This window comes from Acidovorax sp. GW821-FHT10A04, assembly GCF_059415825.1.
Genome location: NZ_JBWKNZ010000017.1, coordinates 143,059 through 163,765, shown reverse-complemented (window position 1 = coordinate 163,765; position 20,707 = coordinate 143,059). Strand labels below are relative to the sequence as shown.

The 20,707-nt window shown below is 68.1% G+C and carries 19 protein-coding genes and 1 pseudogene; 12 read left to right on the top strand and 8 right to left on the bottom strand.

Annotated elements, in window-relative coordinates; all coding sequences use genetic code 11:
- The 5 genes and pseudogenes from AC07PF_RS28270 to fdxA form a co-directional block, all read right to left on the bottom strand.
- A pseudogene (locus AC07PF_RS28270) lies at positions 1-95 on the bottom strand (electron transfer flavoprotein subunit beta/FixA family protein); the annotation flags it as partial.
- A gap of 96 nt (positions 96-191) precedes the next feature.
- On the bottom strand, positions 192-1,379 hold the full coding sequence (locus tag AC07PF_RS28265; RefSeq protein WP_007849417.1) for an amidohydrolase family protein: 1,188 nt from the start codon (positions 1,377-1,379) through the stop codon (positions 192-194).
- Between the two features lie 242 nt (positions 1,380-1,621).
- Positions 1,622-2,308 (bottom strand): TetR/AcrR family transcriptional regulator, encoded by a 687-nt coding sequence (locus AC07PF_RS28260; protein ID WP_007849410.1) that lies wholly within the window; start codon positions 2,306-2,308, stop codon positions 1,622-1,624.
- Between the two features lie 60 nt (positions 2,309-2,368).
- A complete protein-coding gene (locus AC07PF_RS28255; protein WP_007849408.1) occupies positions 2,369-3,142 on the bottom strand; it encodes a ferredoxin--NADP reductase in 774 nt (257 codons plus the stop codon).
- A gap of 68 nt (positions 3,143-3,210) precedes the next feature.
- Positions 3,211-3,540: a ferredoxin FdxA gene (gene fdxA / locus AC07PF_RS28250; RefSeq protein WP_145694322.1), complete on the bottom strand. Its 330-nt coding sequence runs from the start codon at positions 3,538-3,540 to the stop codon at positions 3,211-3,213.
- A gap of 175 nt (positions 3,541-3,715) precedes the next feature.
- Here fdxA and AC07PF_RS28245 point away from each other — a divergent pair, with 175 nt between their 5' ends.
- From AC07PF_RS28245 to AC07PF_RS28190, 12 genes are all read left to right on the top strand, one after another.
- Positions 3,716-5,338, top strand: coding sequence for a 6-hydroxynicotinate reductase (locus tag AC07PF_RS28245; protein ID WP_494608917.1), 1,623 nt, complete (start codon positions 3,716-3,718; stop codon positions 5,336-5,338).
- Positions 5,339-5,352: 14 nt separating this feature from the next.
- Positions 5,353-6,276 carry a UPF0280 family protein gene (locus AC07PF_RS28240; protein ID WP_494614103.1) on the top strand — a complete coding sequence of 308 codons (924 nt, stop codon included), beginning with the start codon at positions 5,353-5,355 and terminating at the stop codon, positions 6,274-6,276.
- Between the two features lie 20 nt (positions 6,277-6,296).
- Positions 6,297-6,938 (top strand): amino acid synthesis family protein, encoded by a 642-nt coding sequence (locus AC07PF_RS28235; protein WP_494614102.1) that lies wholly within the window; start codon positions 6,297-6,299, stop codon positions 6,936-6,938.
- Positions 6,939-6,981: 43 nt separating this feature from the next.
- Positions 6,982-7,566, top strand: coding sequence for an amino acid synthesis family protein (locus tag AC07PF_RS28230; protein ID WP_007849399.1), 585 nt, complete (start codon positions 6,982-6,984; stop codon positions 7,564-7,566).
- 94 nt (positions 7,567-7,660) lie between these two features.
- A complete protein-coding gene (locus AC07PF_RS28225) occupies positions 7,661-8,860 on the top strand; it encodes an ABC transporter substrate-binding protein (RefSeq protein ID WP_085947265.1) in 1,200 nt (399 codons plus the stop codon).
- 140 nt (positions 8,861-9,000) lie between these two features.
- Positions 9,001-10,896: an ABC transporter permease gene (locus AC07PF_RS28220; RefSeq protein WP_007849397.1), complete on the top strand. Its 1,896-nt coding sequence runs from the start codon at positions 9,001-9,003 to the stop codon at positions 10,894-10,896.
- Positions 10,893-11,693 (top strand): ABC transporter ATP-binding protein, encoded by an 801-nt coding sequence (locus AC07PF_RS28215; protein WP_007849396.1) that lies wholly within the window; start codon positions 10,893-10,895, stop codon positions 11,691-11,693. The genes AC07PF_RS28220 and AC07PF_RS28215 overlap by 4 nt, the downstream gene beginning before the upstream one ends.
- Positions 11,693-12,445 carry an ABC transporter ATP-binding protein gene (locus AC07PF_RS28210; protein WP_494614106.1) on the top strand — a complete coding sequence of 251 codons (753 nt, stop codon included), beginning with the start codon at positions 11,693-11,695 and terminating at the stop codon, positions 12,443-12,445. The genes AC07PF_RS28215 and AC07PF_RS28210 overlap by 1 nt, the downstream gene beginning before the upstream one ends.
- Before the next feature lie 71 nt (positions 12,446-12,516).
- On the top strand, positions 12,517-13,242 hold the full coding sequence (pncA, locus tag AC07PF_RS28205; RefSeq protein ID WP_494614101.1) for a bifunctional nicotinamidase/pyrazinamidase: 726 nt from the start codon (positions 12,517-12,519) through the stop codon (positions 13,240-13,242).
- Positions 13,243-13,501: 259 nt separating this feature from the next.
- Entirely contained in the window at positions 13,502-14,680 is a 1,179-nt protein-coding gene (locus AC07PF_RS28200) for an ABC transporter substrate-binding protein (protein WP_494614100.1), read from the top strand.
- 18 nt (positions 14,681-14,698) lie between these two features.
- Positions 14,699-15,217, top strand: coding sequence for a (2Fe-2S)-binding protein (locus AC07PF_RS28195; RefSeq protein ID WP_494614099.1), 519 nt, complete (start codon positions 14,699-14,701; stop codon positions 15,215-15,217).
- On the top strand, positions 15,214-18,957 hold the full coding sequence (locus tag AC07PF_RS28190; RefSeq protein WP_494614098.1) for a molybdopterin cofactor-binding domain-containing protein: 3,744 nt from the start codon (positions 15,214-15,216) through the stop codon (positions 18,955-18,957). The genes AC07PF_RS28195 and AC07PF_RS28190 overlap by 4 nt, the downstream gene beginning before the upstream one ends.
- 2 nt (positions 18,958-18,959) lie before the next feature.
- Here AC07PF_RS28190 and AC07PF_RS28185 read toward each other — a convergent pair whose 3' ends face one another.
- From AC07PF_RS28185 to AC07PF_RS28175, 3 genes are all read right to left on the bottom strand, one after another.
- Entirely contained in the window at positions 18,960-19,478 is a 519-nt protein-coding gene (locus AC07PF_RS28185; RefSeq protein WP_494614097.1) for an EVE domain-containing protein, read from the bottom strand.
- A gap of 11 nt (positions 19,479-19,489) precedes the next feature.
- Complete coding sequence (locus AC07PF_RS28180) at positions 19,490-19,870, bottom strand: VOC family protein (RefSeq protein WP_494614096.1); 381 nt, start codon at positions 19,868-19,870, stop codon at positions 19,490-19,492.
- 88 nt (positions 19,871-19,958) lie between these two features.
- Entirely contained in the window at positions 19,959-20,693 is a 735-nt protein-coding gene (locus tag AC07PF_RS28175) for a GntR family transcriptional regulator (RefSeq protein ID WP_494614095.1), read from the bottom strand.
- Positions 20,694-20,707: the final 14 nt, after the last annotated feature.

The following is a 20,707-nucleotide window of genomic DNA, read 5'->3' as shown; positions in this document are numbered from 1 at the left end:
TTCACGTTGGCGATGTCCACACCCGTTTGGTCCGACTTGACTCGGACCTTGACGTTGTAGTCCACCACGCGCTTGACGGCGACGATTGCTTTCATGGGAGGAACTCCATCAGTACAAAGAAAGAAGTGGCGCAGGCACGTGGGCCTGCGCAGGCTATGAAGGGCGTGTGCCGAAGGCGTCCAGGCTGGGGCTCAGAGCACCACGGGGATTTCCGTTGCGGGTGGCGTGTTGCGGCTGCGACCGCAGCGCACCAGGCCGTCGATCATCACCATGCCGATGCCCGGGATGTCGCCCAGCTGCACGCTTTCGAGCAGCGTGGCGCCGGCCGTGTGCTGGGCGCGGTCCATGAACACGAAGTCCGCGGCGCGGCCCACTTCGATCAGCCCGCAGTTGAGGTTGCGGATGCGCGCCGTGTTGCCCGTGGCAAAGCAGAACACCAGCTCGGCCGGGATGTTGGCGAAGCTTGCGATCAGCGCGATCATGCGCAGCATGCCCAGGGGCTGCACGCCCGAGCCCGCGGGCCCGTCGGTGCCCAGGATCACGCGGTGCGGGCACTTGAGCTCCATGGCGGCGCGTGCGGCCTCGATGGCGATCTTCTCGTTGCCGTTGTGCACCAGCTCGATGGCGCGCGAGGACTTCTCGCACAGCTCGCACACGTGCTTCCAGGGCAGCGAGGTGTGGCCGCCGTTGATGTGGCCGATCACGTCGGCATCGGCTTCGAGCACCACGTCCTTGTCGATCAGTCCCGAGCCGGGAATCGACGGGCCGCCGGTGTGGATGGTGCTCTGGATGCCGTACTTGCGCGCCCAGGCCACCATCTGCTGGGCCTCGTAGCCCGCCTTGACGGTGCCCAGGCCCACTTCGCCGAGCAGGGTCACGCCGGCGTCGGCCATGTCCTTGAAGTCCTGCTCGACCATGCCTTTCTCGATGATGGGGGCGCCCGCAATCACCTTCACGCCGCCGGGGCGGAAGTTGTCGAACGCGCGCTGCGCGGTGATGGCCAGGGCCTTCAGGCCCACGATGTCCTTGGGCCGGCCGGGCAGGTGCACCTCGCCGGCCGAGACCATGGTGGTCACGCCGCCGTTCATGGTCGAGTCGATCCAGCCGATCTGGTTCTGGCGCGGCGTCCAGTCGCCGAAGACGGGGTGCACGTGGCTGTCGATGAGGCCGGGCGCCACGCAGGTCTGGCGCGCGTCGATGGTGGTGCGCGCGTGTTCGGTGTCGCAGTCCTTCTCGCGGCCCACGGCCACGATGAGGCCGTCGTTCACGACGATGGTGTCGGCGTCGAGGATGGGGCGTTCGAGGTCGCCCGAGAGCAGCAGGCCGATGTTCTTGATGACGACTTTGCCGGAGCTTGCGGTGGTGGAGAGGTCTGCCATGGAGGGTTCCAGTCGGGGGAGGGATGGACGGGCAAACTGCGGCGATCGTGGGGCTGCAATTCGTGTAGTGAATACTACATAAGAGGCCTGCGTCGTGCAAGATGGCAAGCACTGCAAAGTGCTGTCGCCAGAAAATCAGACGGGTTTGCGAGACAGCCAGGCTGCGCCCTGCCGAATCCGCGGATCGGCAGGAGGTTCCTGCAAGACATGGGCCTTGGGGCCGGGGGAGGGCGCCTGGCGCCTCAGGACGCCCGCACGGTCCTGAGCACGGTGTCGATCATGAACTCGTCCCAGTGGGCCACCGCCTCGGGCTGGTCGATGTCCTCGCCCAGGAAGGCCGAGAGCGTGTAGCGGTTGGACTGGTAGAAGTAGCCCATGGAGGCGATCAGCAGATACAGGTCGCGCGCGCGCAGGTCGGCGCGGAACTCCTTGCTGGCCACGCCCGCGGCCAGCACCTGCTCGATCACCGAGACGGCGGGCGAGGAATACTCGCGCGCGCGCATCGACTTGGAGATGTGCTTGCCCTTGTGCAGGTTCTCGGTGTTGAGCAGCGTGACGAACTCGGGGTGCTTGCGGTAGTACTGGCTCACGAAGCGCACCACCGCCTTGAGCGCCTCGACGGGGGTCTCGAGGCGGATCTCCAGGGTCGTCTCGGCGTCGTTCATGCGCCGGTAGATCTCTTCGAGCACCTCGATGAAGAGGCCTTCCTTGCTGCCGAAGTAGTAGTAGATCATCCGGTCGAAGGACTTGGCCGCCTTGGAGATCTTCTCCACGCTGCCGCCTTCGTAGCCGTAGCGTGCGAACACCTTGATCGCCGCCTTGAGGATGTTGTCGCGCGTGGTCTGCGCCGCCTGCTCGCGCACGCCGGTGCGGCGTGTCGAGGGGGCGCGGGTGGAAGCAGTCCGGGTCTTGGTGGGTGTGGCCGACATGGATGATCCGTTGGGTGGCAGGGCAGCCCCTGCCATGCAGGGACCGGGCCTGCCGGGATATTACTGCTCCGCGAAGGCGCGCTCGATCACGAAGTCGCCGGGCTTGGTGGTGTTGCCTTCCTTGAAGCCGCGCACTTCCATCATGTGCTTGAGGTCGCGCAGCATCTCCGGGCTGCCGCAGATCATCACCCGGTCTTCCACCGGGTTCAGGGCCGGCAGGCCCAGGTCGCGTGCGAGCTGGCCGTTTTCGATCACGGTGGTCACGCGGCCCTGGTGCTTGAACTCCTCGCGCGTCACCGTGGGGTAGTACTTGAGCTGCTTGCTCACCATCTCGCCCAGGAACTCGTGCTCGGGCAGTTCCTTGGTGATGTAGTCGTGGTAGGCCAGTTCCTGGACCTCGCGCACGCCGTGCACCAGCACCACTTCCTCGAACTTCTCGTAGGTCTCGGGGTCGCGGATCAGGCTCAGGAAGGGGGCCAGGCCCGTGCCCGTGGAGAGCATGTACAGGCGCTTGGCGGGCAGCAGGTAGTCGATCAGCAGGGTGCCGGTGGGCTTCTTGCCCACGACGATGGAATCACCCACCTGGATGTTCTGCAGGCGCGAGGTCAGCGGGCCGTCGGGCACCTTGATCGACAGGAACTCCAGGTGCTCCTCGTAGTTGGCGCTGGCGATGCTGTAGGCGCGCAGCAAGGGCTTGCCGTTCACGCGCAGGCCGATCATCGTGAAATGGCCATTGGAGAACCGCAGCGCAGTATCGCGCGTGGTGGTGAAGGAAAAAAGGCGGTCCGTCAGGTGGTTGACGGAGAGGACGCGTTCTTCAAGAAAGGCGCTCATGGTCGTAACGTCGGCTAAAAGTTGAGAAATGGGGTGTAAAAGCTGGCTGAAAGGCTGGGGCGCAGGTGTCAGAGGCTGACATCCAGGCCGGAAAGCTTGTGGCTCACAACCCTCCATTGTTCCGCATCTGGCAAAGGCGGTTTTCTTTTGGTGATAGTGGGCAGTCCCGGAGCCAGCTTTTTGTTGAACTGGAGGAAGATTTCCATGCCTTCGGGCAGGTCGTCCTCGGCATAGATGGCATTGGCCGGGCACTCCGGGATGCAGACCGCGCAGTCGATGCACTCGTCGGGGTCGATCACCAGGTATTCGGGCCCCTCCTTGAAGCAATCGACCGGGCATACATCCACGCAATCGGTGTACTTGCACCGAATGCATGCGTCTGTGACTACGTGCGTCATTTTGGGGCTCCTTGTGCACCATTTCCGGGGGCGCGCAAACACTATTGCGGACTGCGAATGATTGCGCTACATTCGCCTCAAATGTAGTGATCACAACATTTAAGTTAAGTGAATGCTACACAAAACGCCATGAACGTACAAGCACAGAAAACGGTGCGAGGAATGGGTTGCCACGATGACTGAACACACCAAGACCGACGGCCTTCCCGGCATGGATGCACCCGAGCTGCCGCAGGTGCTCGAGCGCGCCCGGCCGCGCAACGAGCGCATGAACGTGGCCAAGGTGGAGTGCAACGCCTGCCCCGTGCTGTGCCAGATCTCCGAAGGCCGCAGCGGCGCCTGCGACCGCTATGCCAACCAGGCCGGCGTGCTGGTGCGGGTCGATCCCGTGGTGCTGCTGCGCAAGACCATGGAGGACGGCGAGGCCGTGCTGGTGCCGTTTGCGGGCCGCGCCGCCGACGCCGGTGCCGAGGGCCAGGAGGCACCCGCAGCGCAGCCCGCCTGGAGTGGTGACCTGCTGCTGACCGAAGAGGTCTTCGTCACCGGCGTGGGCTCTTCCACCACCTACCCCGACTACAAGCCCGCGCCCTTCATCGTCGGCTCCCAGGTCGATGGCGTGGACATGGTCACCGTGGTCACCGAAGGCATCTTCAGCTACTGCAGCTTCAAGGTGAAGATCGACACCGACCGCTTTCTCGGCCCCGAGCAGGCCAACGTGCGCTGCAAGGGCGAAGTGGTGGGCCATGTCACCACCGCCGAATACGGCTCGCAGATGCTGTCGCTCGGTGGCGTGCACCACCTCACGGGCGGCAGCAAGAAGGAAGGGCGCATCGCCAACGAGATGATGCAGCTCCTGGGCAACAAGCAGGCGGTGGAGCTCACCATCGACGGCGGCTCGCAACTCGTGATCCAGGCCGGCCAGGCGCCCATCGTCAACGGCGTGGCCGAGCAGCGCATGCGCGTGGGCTGCGGCTCGGCCGCCATCGGCATCTTTGCGCGCCAGTTCTTCGGCCAGGCCGACGAGGTGGTGGTGGTGGACGACCACATCACCGGCGTGCTCACCGAGCACCAGGCCGGGCGTTGCCTGGACATGCAGTCCTCGGGCATCAAGATGCGCGGGCGCAAGTCCACGCCGGGCCGCTACTTCCAGGTGGCCAACCCGGGCACGGGCTGGGGCGGCACCGATATCGCCGACCCCTTGTCCATCATCGAAGGCTGGGACGAGGCGGTCGCCTGGCCCGGCTTGCGCCTGCTGATGACTTCGACCACCGGGGAGCACGCCAGCTGGTATGTGCTCGACGAATCGCTGGTGCCGGTGGAGGCCGAGATGCCCGACGCGGTGCGCCGCATCGTCGACCGCATCGGCGAGAACTGCGAGCCCTCGCTGACTTCGGTGCTGTTCCTGGGCGGGGCCGGCGGCAGCCTGCGTGCCGGGGTCACCGAAAACCCGGTGCTGCTCACGCGCTCCATCAAGAATGCGCTGGTCAACGTGACCTGCGGTGGCGCCCCGGCCTATGTCTGGCCCGGCGGCGGCATCACCGTGATGGCCGATGTGCTGCGCATGCCCGACAACAGCTTTGGCACCGTGCCCACGCCGGCCATCGTAGCGCCCATTGAATTCAGCATGCGCCGCAGCGACTACGAGCTGCTGGGCGGCCACATGGACCAGGTGCGCAGCCTGCGCGAGGTGCTCGAGCGCGGTGCCTGGCACAACGATGGTGCGCCGCAGTCGGTGTCCTGGCTGGCGCTGCCATCGGCCAACCCCTGGCCCCTGGGCCGTCCCCCGCTGTTGGGCTGAAGGCACACCCCACCATGCAAGCCACCCGACAACTGCTGTCCGCCGGCCGCTGGCATCTGCAGCACGGCCCCATGGACGTGATCGTGCAGGCCGAGGGCGATGCGCTCGCCGTGGCCGCGGCGCACGCGCGCGCCTGGGTGCGCTTCGAGGGGCTGCTGCAGGAACTGGTGCGCGAGCTGCCCACGCTGCGCGCGCCGGTGGGCGCGGGCGACTGCCCGCTGCAGGGCCCCGTGGCGCGCCGCATGTGGAGCGCCTGCCAGCCGTTCCGCCAGGACTTCATCACGCCCATGGCGGCCGTGGCGGGCGCGGTGGCGCAGGAGCTGCTGGCCTGCTATGCCGTGGACGGCGTGCAGCGCGCCTGGGTGAACAATGGCGGAGACATCGCGCTGCACCTGGCACCGGGCGCGTCGGCCCGCATCGGGGTGTATGCCGACATCGCCGGGCTCGACGCGGTGCAACTGCAGGGCGGGCTGTTGCTGGACGGCGCCTTTCGCATCGCGAGCACCATGCCGGTGCGTGGCGTGGCGACCAGTGGCTGGCGCGGGCGCAGCCACTCGCTGGGCATTGCCGACAGCGTCACCATCCTGGCGGCCACGGCCGCCCAGGCCGACGCCGCTGCGACCGTGGTGGCGAATGCCGTCAACGTGCGCGATGCCCGCATCGTGCGCAGGCCGGCTTGCGAGGTCCAGGACGACAGCGACCTGGGCACCATCCCCGTGACGATTGAGGTTCCGGACCTGCCCGAGGCCCTGGTGCGCGAGGCCTTGCAGGCCGGTCTCGAAAAAGCGCAAGAATTGCAGTCTCGCGGGCGCCTCTGGTGCGCGCTGCTCTCGTGCCAGGGGCAATGGATGGCGACGCCATCGGCCACCGGCCTGCTGGAGCAGGCCGCACCGGGGAAATCCAGCGCCGCTGTTGAAGTTGGTTCAGTATTTGCTTAATGAATTGCACAGGCCATCCCATGATCCAGATCCGACGCGTTTTCACCCATGTTGAAGAAATCCGGCACGAATTCGGGCCCGAGACCGGTGCACCGCTGCTGCGCGGTGCCATCGGCGCGGTGCTCACCAACCCCTATGCGGGCCGCTACGAGGCCGACATCCTGCCCATGATGGACGCGCTGCAGGGCGTAGGCCTGGACATGGCGCAGCGCCTGCTGGCGGCCATGGACGTGCCGGCCGAGCGCATCGCGACCTATGGCAAGGGCGCCATCGTCGGCGCCGCCGGCGAGCTCGAGCATGGCGCCCTGTGGCACGTGCCCGGCGGCTACGCCATGCGCGAACTGCTCGGCTGGAAGGGCGACCGCAACGCCTACGCCAAGGGCCAGGCCGAGGAAAAGACCGGCCAGCCCGGCAACGCGCTGTCCATCGTGCCTTCCACCAAGAAGGTGGGCGGGCCGGGCGCCGCACTCGATGTGCCGCTGACCCACATCAACGCCAGCTATGTGCGCAGCCATTTCGATGCCATCGAGGTGCGCGTGCCCGGCGCGCCGCGGGCCGACGAGATCGTCTTCATCCTGGCCATGACCACCGGCGCGCGCATCCATGCACGCGTGGGTGGGCTCAAGGCCGCCGACATCAGCCAGTGGAACGGCCTGCGCTGAACCCCGGCATCCATAACGATACGAGAGACCAAGGAGCAAGAACATGCCAGCCAAGATCCGGAAAATCATCGTCCAGACCGACGAAGTGCGCGTGGAAATGGGCCGCGAGGTGAACCCGCCGGTGCGCAAGGCCCTGGCCATGGCCGTCATCGAGAACCCCTATGCCGGCCGCTATGCGGAGAACCTCGACGAACTGATCGCCATCGGCGAGGAGCTCGGCGCCCTGCTGGGCGAGCGCTGCGTGCGCGCCCTGGGCATCGCGCCCGGCCAGGCCGAAAGCTATGGCAAGGCCGCCATCGTGGGCGAAGGCGGTGAGCTCGAGCATGCCGCCGCCATCCTGCACCCCAAGCTGGGCGCACCGCTGCGCGTGGCCGTGGAAAAAGGTGCCGCGCTGGTGCCGTCGAGCAAGAAGATCGGCGGCCTGGGCGCCGCCATCGATGTGCCCCTGGGCCACAAGGATGCCGCCTACGTGCGCAGCCATTTCGACGCCATGGAGGCCCGTGTGGCCGATGCGCCACGCGCCCATGAAATCGTGGTGGCCGTGGTGGTCACGGCCGGCGGGCGCCCGCTGCCGCGCATCGGCGGGCTCACCACCGCAGAAATCCAGGGCCAGGACGGCCTGCGCTGAGCGCATTGCCATACCCGTGACCCGCCGTCTCCCCCATACTGTTTGCCACCGCTGTTTCTCTCCCATCCAATCCATCAGGAGTGTTTCCATGACGATGCTAAAGACCCTCATGCGTGCTACGGCCGCTGCCGCGCTGGCCGCCACAATCGCTCCTGCGATGGCCCAGGATGTCATCAAGATCGGTGAGATCAACAGCTACAAGGCCCAGCCTGCCTTCCTCGAGCCCTACAAGAAGGGCATGGAACTCGCGGTGGACGAAATCAACGCCGCGGGCGGCCTGCTGGGCAAGAAGGTCCAGCTCGTGATCCGCGACGACAACGGCAACCCCGGCGATGCCGTGCGCGCCGCCGAGGAACTGGTCTCGCGCGAGAAGGTCGACGTGCTGACCGGCTCCTTCCTCTCGCACGTGGGCCTGGCGCTGACCGACTTCGCCAAGCAAAAGAAATTCTTCTTCCTGGCCGGCGAGCCGCTGACCGACAAGATCGTCTGGCAGAACGGCAACCGCTACACCTACCGCCTGCGCCCCTCCACCTACATGCAGGTGTCGATGATGGTGCCCGAGGCCGTGGCCTTGAAGAAGAAGCGCTGGGCGCTGGTCTACCCCAACTACGAATACGGCCAGTCGGCCGTGGCCACTTTCAAGCAGCTGCTCAAGGCGGCCCAGCCCGACGTGGAATTCGTCGTCGAGCAGGCGCCCCCGCTGGGCAAGGTCGACTCGGGCAGCGTGGTGCAGGCCCTGGCCGACGCCAAGCCCGACGCGATCTTCAATGTGCTGTTCGGTGCTGACCTCTCCAAGTTCGTGCGCGAAGGCAACACCCGCGGCCTGTTCAAGGACCGGGAAGTGGTCAGCCTGCTGACCGGCGAGCCCGAGTACATGGACCCGCTCAAGGATGAGGCCCCCACTGGCTGGATCGTCACCGGCTACCCCTGGTACGGCCTGCAGACGCCCGAGCACAAGGCCTTCCACACGGCCTACCAGGCCAAGTTCAACGACTACCCTCGCCTGGGTTCGGTCGTGGGCTACAGCGCCATCAAGTCGCTGGGCGAGGGCATCAAGAAGGCCGGCTCCACCGACACCGAGAAGCTCGTCGTGGCCTTCAAGGGCCTGCAGGTGCCCACGCCGTTCGGCCGCATCACCTACCGCCCCGAGGACAACCAGTCCACCATGGGCGGCTACGTGGGCCGCACCAAGAACGAGGGTGGCAAGGGCGTGATGGTCGACTACCGCTACGTGGACGGCGCCAAGGTGCAGCCCTCGAACGACGAAGTCAAGAAGATGCGCCCGGCCGACTGAGCGCCGGCCCCGGCTGGCTGCGGTTTCGGCAGGCCCTTGCGCCTGCCGGCCGCTGCAGCCATATTGCAACCCCACAAGCACACAACGGGCAGATGACATGCCCGAGGGACAACCTTTGCCGTGACCCCGAAGGATCTGGAATGAGTTTTTCGAGTTTTATCGTTCAGCTGCTCAATGGGCTGGCGGGGGCTTCCTCGCTGTTCCTCGTGGGCGCCGGGCTGTCGCTGATCTTCGGCGTCACGCGCATCGTGAATTTCGCGCATGGCTCGTTCTTCATGGTGGGCATCTACGTCGCCTACTCGCTGGTGGCCAAGCTGGGCACCGGCATGGGCTTCTGGCCCGCGCTGCTGCTGTCGGCCGTGGTCGTCGGCGCGCTCGGCGCTCTGGTGGAGGTGGTGCTGCTGCGCCGCATCTACAAGGCGCCCGAGTTGTTCCAGCTCCTGGCCACCTTCGCGCTGGTGCTGGTGATCAAGGACGCCGCGCTCTGGATCTGGGGCCCCGAGGAGCTGCTCGGCCCGCGTGCGCCGGGCCTGTCGGGCTCGGTGGACATCCTGGGGCGGCAATTCCCTTCGTACGACCTGTTCCTGATCGTCGTCGGACCGGTGGTGCTGGGCCTGCTGTGGCTGCTGCTGACCCGCACCCGCTGGGGCACGCTGGTGCGCGCCGCCACGCAGGACCGCGAGATGGTCAGCGCCCTGGGCGTGAACCAGGCCTGGCTGTTCACGGCTGTGTTCGCCTTAGGCGCCCTGCTGGCCGGGCTGGGCGGTGCGCTGCAGCTGCCGCGCGAACCGGCCACGCTGGAGATGGACCTGAACACCATCGGCGCTGCCTTCGTGGTGGTGGTGGTGGGCGGCATGGGCTCCATCCCGGGCGCCTACGTGGCCGCGCTGCTGATCGCCGAGATCAAGGCCATCTGCATCTGGCTCGGTGTGGTCGAGATCTTCGGCTACAGCGTCTCGTTCTCCAAGCTCACGCTGGTGGTCGAGTTCCTGGTGATGGCCGCCGTGCTGGTGGCCCGCCCCTGGGGCTTGATGGGCAGGCCCCAGGCCGCCAGCCGCAACACCGGCATGCCCGAGGCACCGCTGCGCGCTTCGCCGCCCTGGTACAAGATCGGTGCGGCCGTGCTGGTGGCCGCGCTGGTGCTGCTGCCCTTCGTGACCACCGGCTCGCCCTACCTCACGGTGCTGATGATCGACCTCCTGATCGCGGCGCTGTTCGCCGCCAGCCTGCACTTCATCATGGGGCCGGCGGGCATGCACTCCTTCGGCCACGCCGCGTACTTCGGCCTCGGGGCCTATGCAGCGGCGCTGCTGGTGCGCTCGGCCGGCATCCCGATGGAAGCGGCCCTGGTGCTGGCACCGCTGGCTGCCGCAGCGGGTGCGTTGCTCTACGGCTGGTTCTGCGTGCGCCTGTCGGGCGTGTACCTGGCCATGCTGACCCTGGCCTTCGCGCAGATCACCTGGGCCATCTGCTACCAGTGGGATGGCTTCACCGGCGGCAGCAACGGCCTCACGGGCGTGTGGCCGGCGCAATGGCTGTCGGACAAGCGCAACTACTACTTCCTCACGTTGGCCCTGGTGGTGGGCGGTGTGTTGGCGCTGCGCCGGGTGCTGTTCTCGCCGTTTGGCTATGCGCTGCGCGCCGGGCGCGACTCGGTGCTGCGCGCCGATGCCATCGGCATCGACGTCAAGCGCATGCAATGGACGGCCTTCGTCATCGCCGGCCTGTTCGCGGGCCTGGGCGGTGCGCTGTTCGCCTTCTCCAAGGGCAGCATCTCGCCCGAGGCGCTGCACGTGGGCAAGTCGGTCGACGGCCTGGTGATGGTGCTGCTGGGCGGCATCCAGACGCTGGCCGGTCCGGTGGTGGGGGCTGTCACCTTCACCTGGCTGCACGACACCGTGGCGCGCAACACCGACTACTGGCGCGCGATGCTGGGCGCCATCATCCTGATCCTGGTGCTGCTGTTCCCGCAGGGCATTGCCGGTGCGATCAAGCAACTCTTCGACAACAAGCGCGAAGCCAAGGAGGCAGCATGAGCCTGCTCAAAGTCACCGGCCTGGGCAAGTCCTTCGGTGGAGTCAAGGCCGTCGACGGCATCCACTTCGAGCTGGCAGCCGGCGAGCTGCTGGCCCTGATCGGCCCCAACGGCGCCGGCAAGTCCACCACCTTCAACATGGTCAACGGCCAGCTGGCGGCCGACGTGGGCTCGATCCAGCTCAACGGCCAGGAGCTCGTGGGCCGCAAGCCACGCGACATCTGGCGCATGGGCGTGGGCCGCACCTTCCAGATCGCCGAGACCTTCTCCTCGCTGACCGTGGTGGAGAACGTGCAGATGGCGCTGATCTCCAACGACAGCCGCCTGTTCTCGATGTTCCGCAAGGCCTCCGACCACAAGCGCGACGAGGCCCTGGCCCTGCTCGAACAGGTGGGCATGAAGGCCCAGGCCGACCGCCCCTGCAGCGTGCTGGCCTACGGCGACGTGAAGCGCGTGGAACTGGCCATCGCCATGGCCAATGCGCCCAAGCTGCTGCTCATGGACGAACCCACGGCCGGCATGGCGCCCAAGGAGCGCAATGAGCTCATGGCGCTGACCAAGCAGCTGGTGATCGACCGCGGCATGGCCGTGCTGTTCACCGAGCACAGCATGGACGTGGTGTTCGCCTATGCCGACCGCATGATCGTGCTGGCGCGCGGGCGCCTGATCGCCGAGGGCAAGCCCCTGGAGCTGCGCGACCACCCCAAGGTGCAGGAGGTGTACTTCGGCACCGGCAAGACCTTCGAGAAAAAGACAGCCGGTGCCGCCCCCGTGGCCACGCCTGCGGAGACCGCATGATGACGATGACAACGACGAGTGAACCCAAGGAAGTGCTGCTCGAGGCCAAGGGCCTGCAGGCCTGGTACGGCGCGGCGCAGATCCTGTACGACGTGGACCTCGACGTGCGCCGCGGCGAGGTCGTGGCCCTGATGGGGCGCAACGGCGCGGGCAAGTCCACCACGCTCAAGACGCTGATGGGCATGCTGGCCAAGCGCAAGGGCCAGATCGGCTTCATGGGCAAGGACCTGTCGAAAAGCGACCCGCACGATGCGGCGCGCCTGGGCCTGGGCTTCGTGCCCGAGGACCGGCGTGTGTTCACCGACCTCACGGTGATGGAAAACCTGGAGGTGGGCCGCCAGCCGGCGCGCCACTGGCCCGACGGCACGGCCGCGCCGCTGTGGACGCCCGAGGCCCTGTTCAAGCTGTTCCCCAACCTGGGCGAGATGCCCCAGCGCCCCGGCGGCCGCATGAGCGGCGGCGAGCAGCAGATGCTGACCGTGGCGCGCACGCTGATGGGCAACCCCTACCTGGTGCTGCTGGACGAGCCCTCCGAAGGCGTGGCCCCGGTGATCGTGGAGCAGATGGCGCAGATGATCCTGGAGCTCAAGGCCCAGGGCGTGAGCATTCTGCTGTCCGAACAGAACATGCATTTCGCCGAGCTTGTGTCCGACCGGGCCTACGTGCTCGAGAAGGGCCAGATCCGCTACCAGGCGTCCATGGCCGAGCTGGCCGCCAACGACGAGGTGCGCAGGTCCTACCTGAGCGTCTGAGGCTATTCCCTGGCATTGGCCCATCCGGCCCTTGCCATTTTGTGTGTGTGTTCCCTACCGGAGTTGTCACCATGCGCCTTGCCCCCCGCCGCCACTTCCTCCAATCGGCCGCCGCCTTCGCGCTGGCCGGTACAGGCATGCCCCTGTCGTGGGCACAGACGAAGATCAAGCCGGGCGAGCGAGCGGCGTTGATCGTGGTGGACGTGCAGAACTGCTTCGTGCCCGGTGGCACGCTGCCGGTGGCCAAGGGCGACGAGGTGGTGCCGGTCATCAACCGCATCGCTGCCGCGTTCGAGAACGTGGTCGTCACGCAGGACTGGCACACGCCGGGCCATGCCTCGTTCGCCAGCACGCATGCCGGCAAGAAGCCTTTCGAGACCACGAAACTGAGCTACGGCCAGCAGGTGCTGTGGCCCGACCACTGCGTGCGCGGCACCGACGATGCCGCACTGCACAAGGACCTGAAACTGCCCCAGGCCCAGGTGATCCTGCGCAAGGGTTTCCACGAGCATGTGGACAGCTACTCGGCCTTCGAGGAGGCCGACCGCAAGACTTCCACGGGCTTGGCGGGCTACCTCAAGCAGCGCGGCATCAAGACCGTGTTCGTGACCGGCCTGGCCACCGACTTCTGCGTGGCCTGGACGGCCCTGGACGCCAAGCGGCTGGGCTTCGAAACCTACGTGGTGGAAGACGCCTGCCGCGGCATCGACCTCAATGGCTCGCTGGAGGCGGCCTGGAAGCAGATGAAGGCCAAGGGGATTAAGCGCATCCAGTCGAGCGACCTGGACATCGCCTGATGCGGATTTGCCTTCAAACGTAAACGATAGTTGGGTCGCCTTGCCGTGCTACAGCACTGTCTGCGGCTCCCCGCCTAGTTATCCGATTGAATCCAAATCCGCCTGGGCCATGGGCACGGGACTTGCAAACCATCGGGGGCTGCCGCCTGACCGGCAGCGCCGGAAGCCGTTTTTGACGGTTTCGCAACACCCCCTGTAAATGGTTGCACAGTCCCTCGTGTTGCGGGGAAACTGCCACCTTTGATGTAAGGAGCGTTTCATGAAGTACTGTGGGATGAGGGATGGGCGCACCGACCGCAGGGCCGTGCTGATGGCCATGGCGGCGACGGCCCTGGGCAGTTCGGCGACGACGGCCATGGCGGCCGAGACCGGGGTGACGGACAAAAGCATCAAAGTGGGGCAGTCGGCCGTCTTCACCGGGCCTGCCAAGGATTTCGGCGTGGATTACAAGGCCGGCATCTCCCTGTACTTCGACCGCATCAACAAGGCCGGCGGCGTGTTCGAGCGCAAGCTCGAACTGGTCTCGCTCGACGACGCCTACGAACCCAAGAAGACCGCCGAGAACACGGCGCGCCTGATCGATGAGGAAAAGGTCTTCGCCCTGATCGGCTACGTGGCCACGGGCAACCTGATCGCCGCCATGCCGCTGGCCGAGAAGGCCGGCGTTCCCATGTTCGCACCGCTGGTGGGCACCACCTCGTTTCGCACCACGCACAACCGCTACCTGTTCCACGTGCGCGCCAGCTACGAGACCGAACTGCGCAAGATCGTCGGCCACCTGGCCACGCTGGGCATCAGCAACATCGCCGTCATCTACCAGAACAGCGCCTTCGGCAAGTCCAACCTCGAGACCTGCCTGCAGATCGCCCAGGGCCTGAAGGTCAAGGTGGTCGAGTCGGTTCCCATGGAGATCGCCGCCACCGATGCAAAAGCCCAGGTGGCCCAGCTCACCAAGGCCCAGCCCGGTGCGGTGGTGATGATCGTGGCCGGCAAGATGGTCGAGGTGTTCCTGCGCGACTACCGCGCGGGCGGAGGGGCGGCGCCGCTGTACACCATCTCGGTGGGCATCACCGATGCCCCGGGCTCGGCCCAGCGCCTGAACGGCGGCATCGAAGGCCTGGTCACCGCCAGCATCGTGCCCTCGCCACAGGCCAGCCGCCTGCCCATCGTCGTGGACTACCGCAAGGACCGCACCGACGCCGGCGCCAAGATCGACAGCTACACCATGCTCGAAGGCTATATCGCCGCGCGCGTGTTCGTCGAAGGGCTCAAGCGCGCGGGGCGCAACCTCACGCGCGAGGCCTTCATCAAGGCCATGGAAGACATGGGTACCACCAAGTTCGGCGATTTCCCGGTGCAGTACGGTCCGAACAACCACAATGGGTCCAACTTCGTGGACCTGGAGATGTACACCCGCACCGGCAGCCTGCGCCGCTGACGATTCATCCAAGGACCCATGCAGACCCCAGCCACCGTTCTCTCCCTTTCCGTCAACGGCCAGCCCTGTGAACTGCCAGCCGGCACCCCGGGCGCGGGTGCCACGCTGCTGCATGTGCTGCGCAACGACCTCGCGCTCAATGGCCCCAAGTACGGCTGCGGCCTGGGCCAGTGCGGCGCCTGCACGGTGCTGGTGGACGGGGTGGCGGCACGTGCCTGTGTGATCCCTGCGCGCGGGGTGGCGGGCCGCGCGGTGACGACGCTGGAGGGTCTGCCCGCACGCTGCCGTGGTGCGGCATGCGAAGGGCTGCTGCACCCGGTGCAACAGGCCTTCGTCGACGAGCAGGCCGCCCAGTGCGGCTACTGCCTCAACGGCATGGTGATGATGGCCGTGGCGCTGCTCGAACGCAATCCCGACCCCGACGAGGCCGCCATCCGCCGCGAGCTCTCGGGCAACCTGTGCCGCTGCGGCACGCATGTGGAGATCATCCGCGCGGTGCAGCGCGCGGCGGTGCTGGTGCGCGGGGTGGCGGCATGAGCGCATCCCCTGCAGCGCTGCGCGCCCACAGCCCGCTCACGCGCGCCGACTTCCATGCCGCACAGGGCGTGCTGCTGGTCGTGCGCAACCCGCCACCCGCGCCGCCGCCCGTCAAGGGACAGCCCGCGCTGGTGGCCGGCAACCCGGCCGAGGGCGTGGAGATCCTGCTGGCCGTCTGGGACGACGGCAGCGTGACCGCGCTCAACGGCCATGTGGACCTGGGCACCGGCATACGCACGGCATTGGGCCAGATCGTGGCCGAAGAGCTCGACGTGCCGCTGGCCTGCGTGAACATGGTGCTGGGCGATACCACGCGTGCGCCCAACCAGGGCGCGACCATCGCCAGCGCCTCGATCCAGATCCATGCGAAGCCGCTGCGCATCGCCGCGGCCCAGGCGCGCCACTGGCTGGTGGCCCGGGCCGCCGAGCGCCTGGGTGTGGCGGCCGATGCGCTGCAGGTGCAGGCCGGCGTGGTGCAGGTGGCGGCCGACCCGGCCCGCCAGGTGGCCTACGGCGAACTGCTGGCCGGTGCACACACTGCACTGGAGCTGGCCGAGGCCACACCCACCAAGCCTACGGCCGACTACACCGTGGTCGGCCAGTCGGTGCCGCGCGTGGACATACCGGCCAAGGTCAGCGGCGAGCTGGTCTTCGTGCACGACATGCGCGTGCCCGGCATGCTGCACGGCCGCGTGGTGCGCCCGCCGTATGCGGGGGCCGACCATGGCGAGTTCATCGGCAACACGCTCGAATCGGTGGACCAGTCGTCCATTGCCCACATCCCGGGCATCCGCGCGGTGGTGGTGGTGCGCGACTTCGTGGGCATCGTCGCCGAGCGCGAGGAGCAGGCAGAAGAAGCAATGCGCGCGCTGCGCGTGCAGTGGAAGTCCTGGCCGGGCTTTCCCCGGCAGGACAGCCCCGAAGCCCTGGCCCAGGCCATCCGTGCCAACCCCTCCACCCAGCGCCGCCTGGTGGACGAAGGCGATGTGGACGCCGCGCTGGCCGGTGCCGCGCAGTCCCTGCCGCGCACCTATGTCTGGCCCTACCAGCTGCACGGCTCCATCGGGCCCTCGTGCGCGGTGGCCGAGTGGCGCCAGGACGAGACTTCGGGCCGCGCGCGCATGGCCGTCTGGGCCGGCACGCAGAACCCCCATGTGCTGCGCGCCGACTTGGCGCGCCTCATGGGCCTGGCCGACGTGGACATCGATCTGGTGCGCATGGAGGCCGCGGGTTGCTACGGCCGCAACGGCGCCGACGACGTGGCGGCGGATGCCGCGCTGCTCTCGCGTGCCGTGGGCGCGCCGGTGCGCGTGCAGCTCACGCGCGAGCAGGAGCACCTGTGGGAGCCCAAGGGCACGGCCCAGCTCATGCAGGTGCGCGGCGGCCTCAATGCCGACGGCTCGGTGGCAGCCTACGATTTCGAGACCTCCTACCCCTCCAACGGCGCGCCCACATTGGCCCTGCTGCTCACACGCACCATCGAGCCGCTGGCCCAGGCCTACGAGATGGGCGACCGCACGGCGCGCCCGCCCTACGACTACGACAACCTGCGCGTGGCCGTGAACGACATGGCGCCCATCGTGCGCGCTTCGTGGTTGCGCGGTGTCTCGGCCCTGCCCAACTCGTTCGCGCACGAATCCTATGTGGACGAGCTGGCCACCGCGGCTGGCGTGGACCCGGTTGAGTTCCGCCTGCAACTGCTCAGCGACCCGCGCGCGGCGGAACTCGTCAAGGCCACGGCCGAGAAGGCCGGCTGGTTGCCCCACACCGGCCCGCGCGTGCCCGGGCCCGGCGCACTGCAGGGCGCCGAGGGCGACTGGGTGCAGGGCCAGGGCTTTGCCTACGCACGCTACATCCACAGCAAGTGGCCCGGCTTTGGCGCGGCCTGGGCCGCGTGGGTGGCCGACGTGGACGTGAACCGGAAGACCGGCGAGGTGCATGTGCGCCGCGTGGTCGTGGGCCACGATGCGGGCCTGATGGTCAACCCCGCGGGCGTGGAGCACCAGGTGCATGGCAACGTGGTGCAGACCACCAGCCGCGCGCTCAAGGAGCAGGTGCGCTTCGACCCCGTCACGCAGGCGGTGGACACGCGCGAATGGGGCAGCTACCCGATCCTGAGCTTCCGCGAGGTGCCGGTGATCGAGGTCATGCACATGCCCCGGCAGGACGAGGCGCCGCTGGGCTCGGGCGAGTCGTCCTCGGTGCCTGGCACGGCGGCCATCGCCAATGCCATCTTCGACGCCACGGGCGTGCGCTTCCGTGCGCCGCCGTTCACGCCCGAGGTGGTGCGCGCCGGGCTCAACCCGCTGGGCGCAGCCGCAGGGCAGGGCGGTGCCGCCCCTGCGGGGTCGCCGGCCGAACCGGCCGATGTGCTGCCCACGCTGGAACTGCCAGCCCCGGCGGTGCCCACCAGCGCCACCTGGCCGCGCCGGCGCAGCCCCTGGGCGCGCCCACTGGCCCTGGCCGCGGGTGGCCTGGCCATGGGCGCGGCGCTGCTGGGCTGGCGCCCGGCCATCGCCCCCGTGGCGCAGGCGGCGGGCGGCGCATCGGTCTACAACGCAGCCACCATCGAGCGCGGCCGGCTGGTGGCTGCCGCCGGCGACTGCGTGGTCTGCCACACGGCGCCCGGCGGCACGCCGAATGCCGGCGGGCGGGCCATGGACACGCCCTTCGGCACCGTCTACACCACCAACCTCACGCCCGATGCAGAGACCGGCCTGGGCCAGTGGTCCTTCAGCGCCTTCCAGCGTGCGATGCGCGAGGGCATCTCGCGCGACGGCAAGCACCTGTACCCGGCCTTCCCCTACACCTCGTTCGCGAAGATGGGCGACGACGACCTGACGGCGCTGTACGCCTGGCTCATGGCCCAGCCACCGGTGCGCTCTGAGGTGCCGGCCACGCAACTGGCCTTCCCGTTCAGCGTGCGCCCGCTCATGGCCGGCTGGAACGCGCTGTTCCACGACGCCACGCCCTGGAAGCCCGACCCCACGCGCCCGCCCGAATGGAACCGCGGCGCCTACCTGGTGCAGGGCGCCGGCCACTGCGGTGCCTGCCACACGCCGCGCAATGCGCTGGGGGCCGAGATGGGCGGCGCGGCCTTCCTTTCGGGTGCGCTGGTCGATGGCTGGGAGGCGCCCGCGCTCACCGGCCTGTCGAAGGCGCCCGTGCCCTGGAGCGCCGACGCCCTGTACAGCTACCTGCGCAAGGGCCACAGCCCGGAGCATGGCAGCGCCTCCGGCCCCATGGCGCCCGTGGTGCAGGAGCTGGCGAAGCTGCCCGACGAGGACATCCGCGCCATGGCGACCTACCTGGCCTCGTTCAGCGCGACCACTGAACCTGCTGCCGACGCGGTGCAGGCCACGGCCCGGGCCGCCGTCGCGCAGGCGGCCGCCCTGGCGCCCCAGCCCGGCCTGGCCCAGCGCCTGTTCAATGGCGCCTGCGCCGCCTGCCACCACGATGGCGACGGACCGAAACTGCTGGGCGCCAACGTGCCGCTGGCGCTCAACAGCAACCTGCACAGCGACCGGCCCGACAACCTGCTGCAGGTCATCGTCCACGGCATCCGCGAGCCCGCTTCGCGCGAACTGGGTTTCATGCCCGGCTTTGGCGATGCGCTCAGCGATGCGCAGATCGCCGAACTCGCGGGCTACATGCGCCAGCGCTATGCGCCGGGCCGCCCGGCCTGGACCGATGTGCCCGCCGCCCTGGCGCGCGTGCGCGCAGGGCCGGCGCATCCATAGCGTTAGAGATGCAGTGAATCCGCGCTGGCACCCATGGCATCGGCAATCAGCCGCATGTCGTGGTCGCTGACGGCGAAGAGCCCGAAGCGGAACGCATAGCCCCAGCGCGCGCGGTCCTGCACGAAGTCGAAGTGGTCGAGCAGCGGCGCGATCGGCGCTTCGCGGGCGGGCACGTAGTCCACGTCCTTTCGGAACGGGATGAAACCGCCGCCCATGTCGAAGGCATAGGGATCGCCGGGCTTCACCAGCCCCAGCGACACGAAGGCCCGCAGCTTGTCGCTGCCGCCCATGGTGACCGTGGGCGCGTAATAGGCGAGCCTGTCGCCGGGTTTCACGCGCCGCAGCGGCGCGATCTTGCCATGGCACACCTGCATGTAGCCGGCGTCGGGCTCGGCGCAGCCGCGGCGCGCATGGTCCGCGCAGGCCACGGCGATCCAGTTGCCGCGTGGCGCGGCCATGGCGGGATGGGCTGCTTCGGCCCACAGGGTGGGCTGATGGGCCAGTGCGGTTGCTGCTGCCATGCCCATACTCCTCAGGCCTCGGCGTGCAGGCCCACGCGGTTGCCATCCAGGTCTTGGATGTGCGCGAAGAAGCCCATGCCTGGTGGCAGGGCCTGACGCGGCAGGGCCACCTTGCCGCCCTGCGCCACCACCCGTTCCAGGGCCGCATCGAGTGAGGGCGACGCATCCAGGTAGACCAGGGTGCCAGCGCCTGCTGCCAGCTGGGGCGCGGTCGGCCCCATCATCAGCGCACCGCCCGTTCCGTCGGACTCCGGGTCGTACGAAAACACCGCACCTTCGCTCGGGCCCATGGACTCGCGGCGCATGGTCTGGCCCAGCACGGCCTCGTAAAACGCCTGGGCGCGGTCCAGTTGGGTGGTGGGGATTTCGAACCAGCTGATGGCGTTTTTCATGAAGGGCTCCTTGGGTGTGAATGAAGAAGCCCCGATGGTGATGACCTGCTGCTGACAGCGGTTTGTCAGCAGGCTTGCAGCAGCGCCCTCATTCTCGCGAACGGCTCAGTTCCAGCGAGAACTTGAACCGGTCCGCGGGGTGCAGCGAGACCGAGATCTCGAACACCTGGTCGGCCGAATCGAGGTAGTGGCGCGTGATCTTCAGGGCCGGTGCGCCGGCCTCGGCGCGCAGGGCCTCGGCGTGCTCGCGCGGCACCAGCACGGCCTCGATGTCCTGGCGGATGCGCGCGATGCGCCGGCCGTAGCGCTCCTCGATGATGGAGCTGGCCAGCGTCTCGGGCGCGTCGCGCACGATGGGGCCGATGTCGGCATACGCCGGGTCGATGTACAGGTCCAGCCAGCAGATCGGGCGCGCCTTGGCGCTGCCGCCTTCCATGCGCAGGCAGGCGATGTGCAGCCAGCGCGTGCCTCCGGGGCAGCCAAGGTCCTTGGCGAGCGCCAGGTCCGCGACCACCTCGTTGACCGACTGCACCGTGCGCACGTGCTCGGCGCCGAAGCGCGCCAGCTCCTGCACCGTGGCGATGGACTGCGTGAAGCCGGCGCGCGGCCGCGTGGCCTCCACGCGCGTGCCCACGTTCTTGCGCCGCGAGATCAGTCCCAGCTCCTGCAGTTCGTCCAGCGCCTTGCGCACGGCATAGCGGCTCAGGCCGTACTGGTCGCACAGCTCGAACTCGGTGGGCAGCAGGCTACCCACGGCAAAGCGCCCGGAGGCAATCCCCTCGGACAGTTCGCGGGCGAGATCGGGGTTCTTGGCGGCGGTCATGCGGGCAGGCTCCT

Excerpts from the sequence above, each read along its gene's own strand:
- AC07PF_RS28180 (WP_494614096.1), bottom strand. The coding sequence starts at position 19,870 with ATGAAAAACGCCATCAGCTGGTTCGAAATCCCCACCACCCAACTGGAC.
- pncA (WP_494614101.1), top strand. The coding sequence starts at position 12,517 with ATGCGCCTTGCCCCCCGCCGCCACTTCCTCCAATCGGCCGCCGCCTTC.
- AC07PF_RS28220 (WP_007849397.1), top strand. The coding sequence starts at position 9,001 with ATGAGTTTTTCGAGTTTTATCGTTCAGCTGCTCAATGGGCTGGCGGGG.
- AC07PF_RS28255 (WP_007849408.1), bottom strand. The coding sequence starts at position 3,142 with ATGAGCGCCTTTCTTGAAGAACGCGTCCTCTCCGTCAACCACCTGACG.
- AC07PF_RS28265 (WP_007849417.1), bottom strand. The coding sequence starts at position 1,379 with ATGGCAGACCTCTCCACCACCGCAAGCTCCGGCAAAGTCGTCATCAAG.
- AC07PF_RS28260 (WP_007849410.1), bottom strand. The coding sequence starts at position 2,308 with ATGTCGGCCACACCCACCAAGACCCGGACTGCTTCCACCCGCGCCCCC.
- AC07PF_RS28190 (WP_494614098.1), top strand. The coding sequence starts at position 15,214 with ATGAGCGCATCCCCTGCAGCGCTGCGCGCCCACAGCCCGCTCACGCGC.
- AC07PF_RS28235 (WP_494614102.1), top strand. The coding sequence starts at position 6,297 with ATGATCCAGATCCGACGCGTTTTCACCCATGTTGAAGAAATCCGGCAC.
- AC07PF_RS28240 (WP_494614103.1), top strand. The coding sequence starts at position 5,353 with ATGCAAGCCACCCGACAACTGCTGTCCGCCGGCCGCTGGCATCTGCAG.
- AC07PF_RS28210 (WP_494614106.1), top strand. The coding sequence starts at position 11,693 with ATGACGATGACAACGACGAGTGAACCCAAGGAAGTGCTGCTCGAGGCC.
- AC07PF_RS28185 (WP_494614097.1), bottom strand. The coding sequence starts at position 19,478 with ATGGCAGCAGCAACCGCACTGGCCCATCAGCCCACCCTGTGGGCCGAA.
- AC07PF_RS28200 (WP_494614100.1), top strand. The coding sequence starts at position 13,502 with ATGAAGTACTGTGGGATGAGGGATGGGCGCACCGACCGCAGGGCCGTG.
- AC07PF_RS28245 (WP_494608917.1), top strand. The coding sequence starts at position 3,716 with ATGACTGAACACACCAAGACCGACGGCCTTCCCGGCATGGATGCACCC.
- AC07PF_RS28175 (WP_494614095.1), bottom strand. The coding sequence starts at position 20,693 with ATGACCGCCGCCAAGAACCCCGATCTCGCCCGCGAACTGTCCGAGGGG.
- fdxA (WP_145694322.1), bottom strand. The coding sequence starts at position 3,540 with ATGACGCACGTAGTCACAGACGCATGCATTCGGTGCAAGTACACCGAT.
- AC07PF_RS28225 (WP_085947265.1), top strand. The coding sequence starts at position 7,661 with ATGCTAAAGACCCTCATGCGTGCTACGGCCGCTGCCGCGCTGGCCGCC.
- AC07PF_RS28215 (WP_007849396.1), top strand. The coding sequence starts at position 10,893 with ATGAGCCTGCTCAAAGTCACCGGCCTGGGCAAGTCCTTCGGTGGAGTC.
- AC07PF_RS28230 (WP_007849399.1), top strand. The coding sequence starts at position 6,982 with ATGCCAGCCAAGATCCGGAAAATCATCGTCCAGACCGACGAAGTGCGC.
- AC07PF_RS28195 (WP_494614099.1), top strand. The coding sequence starts at position 14,699 with ATGCAGACCCCAGCCACCGTTCTCTCCCTTTCCGTCAACGGCCAGCCC.